This is a genomic window from Chitinophaga sp., assembly GCF_035564935.1.
Classification (GTDB): domain Bacteria; phylum Bacteroidota; class Bacteroidia; order Chitinophagales; family Chitinophagaceae; genus Chitinophaga.
Map to the genome: position 1 here is coordinate 1 of NZ_DATMTE010000336.1, position 6,926 is coordinate 6,926.

At 49.0% G+C, this 6,926-nt stretch carries 7 protein-coding genes; 5 read left to right on the plus strand and 2 right to left on the minus strand.

The features are described from left to right. The first annotated feature begins 1 nt into the window (after position 1). Positions 2–157 carry an ester cyclase gene (locus VN105_RS29760; protein ID WP_414647236.1) on the plus strand — a complete coding sequence of 52 codons (156 nt, stop codon included), beginning with the start codon at positions 2–4 and terminating at the stop codon, positions 155–157. A 31-nt stretch (positions 158–188) separates the two neighbouring features. Beyond that, a complete protein-coding gene (locus VN105_RS08910; protein WP_325639988.1) occupies positions 189–1,220 on the plus strand; it encodes an LD-carboxypeptidase in 1,032 nt (343 codons plus the stop codon). A 56-nt stretch (positions 1,221–1,276) separates the two neighbouring features. On the opposite strand, the gene VN105_RS08915 is transcribed toward VN105_RS08910, so the two are convergent. Then, positions 1,277–1,645 (minus strand): hypothetical protein, encoded by a 369-nt coding sequence (locus VN105_RS08915; protein ID WP_325639990.1) that lies wholly within the window; start codon positions 1,643–1,645, stop codon positions 1,277–1,279. 546 nt (positions 1,646–2,191) lie between these two features. Between VN105_RS08915 and VN105_RS08920 the strand changes: the two genes are divergently transcribed. Genes VN105_RS08920 through VN105_RS08930 form a run of 3 tightly spaced genes read left to right on the plus strand, consistent with a single transcriptional unit; the run spans position 2,192 to position 6,231 of the window. Further along, a complete protein-coding gene (locus tag VN105_RS08920; protein WP_325639992.1) occupies positions 2,192–4,645 on the plus strand; it encodes a ligase-associated DNA damage response DEXH box helicase in 2,454 nt (817 codons plus the stop codon). A 42-nt stretch (positions 4,646–4,687) separates the two neighbouring features. Then, complete coding sequence (pdeM, locus tag VN105_RS08925; protein WP_325639994.1) at positions 4,688–5,335, plus strand: ligase-associated DNA damage response endonuclease PdeM; 648 nt, start codon at positions 4,688–4,690, stop codon at positions 5,333–5,335. Further along, complete coding sequence (locus tag VN105_RS08930) at positions 5,332–6,231, plus strand: histone deacetylase (RefSeq protein ID WP_325639995.1); 900 nt, start codon at positions 5,332–5,334, stop codon at positions 6,229–6,231. Before pdeM ends, VN105_RS08930 begins: the two co-directional genes overlap by 4 nt. On the opposite strand, the gene VN105_RS08935 is transcribed toward VN105_RS08930, so the two are convergent. After that, entirely contained in the window at positions 6,228–6,878 is a 651-nt protein-coding gene (locus VN105_RS08935) for an ABC transporter ATP-binding protein (RefSeq protein ID WP_325639997.1), read from the minus strand. The two genes, VN105_RS08930 and VN105_RS08935, sit on opposite strands and share 4 nt — an antisense overlap. Between the last annotated feature and the right edge of the window lie 48 nt (positions 6,879–6,926).

A 6,926-nucleotide genomic window follows, 5' to 3' on the forward strand; every position in this document is an offset into this window, starting at 1 on the left:
AGTGACCCATAAGGCATTTACAGGCACCTTCACTGCCCCTTTTATGGGCCAGGCGCCAACCGGCCGGAAGGCGACCCTGCGTATTATTGATATCGTGCAATTAAAAGATGAACAATACGTTGCCCACTGGTCTATCCGCGAAATGATCACCGCATAGTTATCTGGCGAAATATGCTTATTTTAAGCGTATGAACCGCAAACACTTTTTGTCTGCCCTTATTACCACCGGTGCAGGGTTACCGGCGCTGCAAACACTTGCCGGCATTGGATTACCCGCTCCTTCCGGTAAAAAGGAACCACTTGTTCCTCCTTACCTGAAACCCGGCGATATCATTGGCATTACCTGCCCGGCAGGATACATTAACAGGGACGAGATACAACCCGCCATCCGGATTATGGAAAGCTGGGGTTTTAATATTCGTATAGGCAAAACCGTTGGCGACCGCGACTACAGCTTTGGCGGCACCGATGCCAAAAGGCTCGCCGATCTGCAGGCCATGCTGAACGATGATGATGTGAAAGCCATTATGTGCGGCCGGGGTGGTTATGGCACCGCGCGGATCATTGATAAGCTCGATTTCTCCCGCTTTCAGCGGAAACCAAAATGGGTGATCGGTTTTAGCGATGCTACGGTATTGCATTGCCATATCGGCCGGCACTTCGGCATAGCCTCCCTGCATTCAAAAATGTGCAACAGCTTCCCGGATGATTTCGGAAAATCAGACCCTGTTATTCAGGATACCATTATGTCCATTTACCAGGCGCTCACCGGTAAAAGAATGCAATACAGCACAACACCGGATACCCGCAACAGGAAAGGGAAAGCACGGGGCGTGATCACCGGTGGCAACCTCTCCATTATCCAAAGCATGTCGGGCACCGATTCTGAAATTGATACAAACGGAAAGATCCTGTTCCTGGAAGAAGTAGGCGAATATCCGTATAGCCTTGACCGTATGCTGGGCACCCTCCAGCGCTCACATAAGCTCGATAACCTTGCCGGCCTTATCATTGGCGGGTTTAACCGTATTAAACCGGATGACCCCGGCGAAGAATTTGGCAGAACGGTATACGATATGGTGCTGGAAAAAGTAAAGGATTTCAGTTACCCCGTGTGTTTCAATTTCCCCGTAGGCCATCAGAAAAACAACTATGCACTTAAATGCGGTATGATGCATACCCTTTATGTGGGCGACGATACCGTTACACTAAAAGAATAGTTACTTCACGGGGAAAGTGATGAACGGAGCTGATGCTTTATAGAAAGTAATACACGTTACTGATTAGCTCTAACGCCTATTTCCGTATGCCGTATGCGGCCTCCCAAATAACCTGTCCATGAAGTCATTCCAAAGCAAATAAGCGCTAAGATGACGACGATAATCGAGATTACTTTAGTAAACTTAGGCTTCTTCCAGGTTATATAGACTCCGGCAAGGTCTGCCCCTCCTAATATGAGGGTAGCAATCAGGGTAATTTTGGCAAATTCTTCGTGCTCTTCAATTATGCTCCTTGTAATTCCTGGGAGATTTTCAACTGTCTCTTTAGCGGTCTCACCCGTCGAGAAAGCTATGATGCACCCCACTGCTGCTATCAACAATAGCGCATATGCAGCCATCTTTGTATGATAGCTTCTTGTGTACATACCATATAAGAGTATCAATAAACCTACAATAGTGCCAAATATGGGCAAATGTGTCACCATTAAGTGTAAATGCGTAAGGCTCATACTTTTTGTATGAAGTTCCTGTTAATAATATTCCAGGAAAATGATTGTCATCATTCAATACAATGATTAAACTCATATTAGGTCAGTCGATTTGCACTTGATTTTTATTTAAAGCAATGGATGTCATGATGCATGCCCGTTTCAATTATACCCGCATTGGCCATCCTATCCATGTAATCAATAAGCCAACACCCTCTGAAATGGCATGTTTCAGGTTTTCCGGTACGCTGTTGAAGATCGCCTCCCGGATCCGGAACATCGACAAAAAAATAAAAATAATTCCCTCCAGCAATACGGCGGTCAGCGCAAACTGCCAGCTATAACGCGGTGGAAAAGGTGGTTAACCCTGCCAGTATTTCTTTTTTAACAGTTGTCTTGTGTTCGGTGAGATGGAAAAATTTTGCGAGCATAACGCAAAAATAAGCGTTTCACGATTTATCATTTTATCCTAATTTCATCCCTATGCAACAACGTTCGGGTGGATGGAAAGTGATCAATAACTGGCTGGGGGAAAAAGACCTGAAGCCCTTCAAATTCCAGGAGGATGCCTGGAAAGCTTACCTGCAGGGCAAATCGGGGATTGTAAATGCGCCTACCGGCTTCGGGAAAACCTTCTCCCTTTTCCTGGGAGCCGTTATCGCATGGATTGATGCGCACCCGAAAGACTATACCTGTAAAACAAAAAACGGGTTACAGCTTTTGTGGATAACGCCTTTGCGCGCACTCGCCAAAGATCTGGGCAGGGCCATGGAAAGCGCCCTGCAGGAACTCAACGTTCCCTGGCAGGTAGGCATCCGCAGTGGCGACACCCCTGTTTCTACCCGCGCCGCACAAAAAAAGCAGATGCCTGAAGTGCTGATCATCACACCGGAAAGCCTGCATCTGCTGCTGGCCCAGAAAGAATACCCCGGCGTATTTAAACACCTGCACACCGTTGTGGTGGATGAATGGCATGAGCTCATTGGCAGCAAGCGCGGCGTGATGGTGGAACTCGGTCTCAGCCGCCTGAGAGGACTGCGTGAAAACCAGTTGAAAGTATGGGGCATCTCTGCCACCATCGGCAACCTCGACGAAGCGCTGGAAGTGTTACTGGGACCGTATCACAGCGACGGGCTTATTATCCGGGCCAAACTGAAAAAGAATATCGCCCTGAAAAGCGTGATCCCCCAAGAAATAGAGAACTATCCCTGGGCAGGACACCTGGGAATCAGAATGCTGCCGCAGGCACTTCCCATTATCAACGACAGTCAGACTACGCTCATATTCACCAATACCCGGTCCCAGTCCGAACTATGGTACCAGGCCCTGCTACGGGAAGATCCTATGCTGGCAGGCGCATTGGCGCTGCATCACGGCTCCATAGACATGGAACTGCGTATATGGGTGGAAGAAGCCTTGCACAACGGTATCCTGAAAGCGGTGGTATGTACTGCCAGCCTGGATCTGGGCGTGGATTTCCGGCCGGTAGACAGTGTGATACAGGTAGGCAGCCCCAAGGGAGTGGCGCGGTTCCTGCAAAGGGCCGGCCGTAGCGGGCATCAGCCAGGCGCTGTCAGCAAGATCTTCTTCCTGCCCACACATGCACTGGAACTGGTAGAGGCGGCTGCGCTCAAAGCTGCTATGGAACAGGACCTTATTGAAAGCAGGATGCCGGTGTTACTCGCCTATGATGTTTTACTCCAGTACCTGATGACACTGGCGGTATCCGACGGCTTTCATGCAAGCGACATCTGGGAAGAAGTACGACATACCTTTTGTTACCAGCATATCACGGAAGACGACTGGCAGTGGCTCCTTTCCTTTCTCACCACCGGCGGCGATGCTTTAGGCAGCTATGATGAATTTAAAAAAGTAGAACGGGAAGGTAACTTCTACATCTGCCGCAGCCGCATGATGGCCATGCGCCACCGTTTACACATCGGTACTATTGTAAGCGACGCCATGCTGAAAGTGAAGTTCATGAGCGGCGGTTATATTGGGGTGATAGAAGAAAGCTTTATTTCCCGGTTATCACCCGGCGACTCCTTTACACTGGCAGGCCGCAATCTTGAATTTGTGCTCATCAAGGATATGACGGTACTGGTGCGCAAATCCAATTCAAAAAGATCTATTGTGCCCAGCTACCAGGGCGGCCGTATTCCGCTGTCGTCCAACCTCGGACGCATGCTCCGGGAAAAATTCAATGAAGCCCTTTCAAGGGATACAAAGGATCCCGAGCTGATCGCCCTGCAGCCGCTGTTCAATTTACAGGAAGAGTTATCGCATATTCCCAAAGCCGGTGAGCTGCTGATTGAACAGATCACCACAAAAGACGGCTATCATCTTTTCGTATATCCCTTTGAAGGCAGGCTGGTACATGAAGTAATGGCTGCTCTGCTGGCCTACCGGATCAGCCGTATCCAGCCCATTACCTTTTCCATTGCCATGAACGATTACGGCTTTGAATTGTTATCCGATCAGCCTATCCCGTTAACCGCCGAAAATGCCAAACAGCTTTTTTCTACCGAAAACCTGCTGACAGAACTGCAAACCAGTGTAAACGCCACCGAAATGGCACGCCGCAAGTTCCGCGATATTGCAGTGATAGCCGGTTTAATATTCCAGGGCTATCCCGGCAAACACAAGGCTAACCGTCACCTGCAATCATCGGCTTCGCTCCTGTTCAACGTATTTGGGGATTATGATCCGCAAAACCTGCTGCTGAAACAGGCTTTCAATGAAGCTTTCTTTTACCAGATGGAAGAAGCACGCCTACGGGAAACACTGGAACGGATTGCAGTAAGCCGGATTGTGATCACCACGCCGCAAAAGCTCACGCCTTTCTGCTTCCCCATTAAAGTAGACAGCCTGCGTGATACCATGACCAGCGAAAAGCTGGAAGACAGGATTAAAAAATTGATCACGGTGAACGGCTAAGAAATCTCTAATTTGCACTTCATTAAAAAAATAGTTGAATCAGTGGTTGGGGAAATATTTCACTTTCAGGAGCAGCATTGGCATTTATCGCCCCAGCGGGCAATTTTTTGGGAAGAAGAGAAAGCACTGATCCTTTCAGATCTGCATCTGGGAAAAGCAGCCCATTTCAGAAAGGCGGGAATTGCTGTGCCGGCGGGCATTGTACAGGAAGACTTATTCCGGTTGCAACGCCTGATCACCCATTACCTTCCGGAGCGTATCATTATAGTGGGCGATATGTTCCATAGCCGGGAAAACAACGAAGTGCAATATTTCAGGTTATGGCGGCAACAGTTTTCCCGGATCTCCTTCGACCTGGTAAAAGGCAATCATGATATCATGCCCGATGATGTGTATGAGCAATTACAGATCAATGTACACCCTGCGCTTACCTTGCGTAACATTCATTTTATCCATGAGCCTTGTGAAGATAACAATGGCTTTGCCTATACTTTTTCCGGGCACCTGCACCCGGCTTTCGTGATGCACGGAGCAGGCAGGCAACGACTGCGTTTACCCTGTTTCTATTTTGGCCGCTATTGCGGCATTTTACCCGCTTTTGGCCACTTTACCGGCTCGGCTACCCTTGACCCTGATGAAAGGGATCCCGTGTTTGTAATAGCCGGAAAATCGATTATACGCGCACAATGAAAATTGCCAGTCACGATATATATACTCATCCCCTGCCGGCAGACCATCGCTTCCCGATGCTCAAGTATGAACTGATACCCGCCCAGCTACTGCGGGAAGGTGTTATTACCCCCGCGCAGTTATTCACCCCTGAACCCGCTACGGAAGAAACTATTCTTCTCACGCACACAGCTGAATACTGGCATAAGCTGAGGGATCAAACGCTGGAACCACGGGAACAGCGGAAGATAGGATTCCCGCAGTCGCCCGCCCTCACTTTAAGGGAAATAGTGATTACCCAGGGTACCATTGATATTTCACTGCATGCGCTGGATCATGGCATTGGTTTCAACGTGGCAGGCGGTACTCACCATGCATTTGCAGATCATGGGGAAGGTTTTTGCCTGCTCAACGATTTTGCCGTAGCTGCCAACTACCTGCAGCACAGGCAACTGATCCGGCAGGCGCTGGTGATAGACCTGGACGTTCACCAGGGCAACGGTACCGCGGCGCTGTTTGCAGGTAACCCCCATGTATATACGTTTAGTATGCATGGCGCACACAATTATCCCTTCCACAAAGAAGCGTCCGACTGGGATATCCCCCTGGCAGACGGTATGGAGAACAGCGCCTACCTGCAGTTGCTTGAAAATGCTTTACCTGTGCTGATCAACCGGGTGAAACCCGATCTTGTTTTTTATCTCTCGGGGGTAGATATCCTGGAAACAGATAAGTTCGGGAAGCTGAAAATAACGCAGCAGGGCTGCCTGGAGCGCGACGAAATGGTATTCCACACACTGCAGAAGCATCATATTCCCTGTGCAGTAGCCATGGGAGGAGGTTATTCCACGCATATCCGCGATATCGTAAATGCGCACTGTAATACTTTTAAGGCAGGCATCCGTATTTACGGCTAAATAATTTTCCCGTCTTTCATTACCAGCTGACGGTCGCTCATAGGCGCCAGCTCTTCATTGTGCGTAACAATGATAAAGGTTTGCTTCAGTTGATCCCGCAGTTCCATGAAAAGGTGATGCAGCTCCCGGGCATTGCGGGAGTCGAGGTTACCGGTTGGTTCATCTGCCATTACCACATCCGGATCGTTGATCAGGGCGCGCGCCACGGCAACTCTTTGCTGTTCTCCGCCGGAGAGGGCATTGGGTTTATGTTCAAGCCGGTCTTTCAGCCCCAGCGTTTCCAGCAGGAATACGGCTTTTTCCTTTACCTGGCTTTTCCGCGCGCCGGCAATGTAGCCGGGGATACAAACATTTTCGAGGGCGGTAAATTCCGGCAGCAGGTGATGGAACTGGAAAATAAAGCCAATATGACGGTTCCTGAAATCGGCCAGGGTGTTTCCCTTTAAAGCCGTCAGATTGACATCATTCAGCCATACCTCCCCGGCAGTAGGCGTATCAAGGGTTCCGAGAATATGCAGCAAAGTGCTTTTGCCGGCCCCGGACGACCCTACGATGGTGACTATCTCTCCCTTACTGACAGTAATATCTACCCCTTTTAATATGGGTAAATTGGAATAATTTTTGGTAACATTGCGAGCGGTTAGCATAACCCAAAGAAAAGTAATTAACCGATAAAATAGTAAAAGTTGTTTATT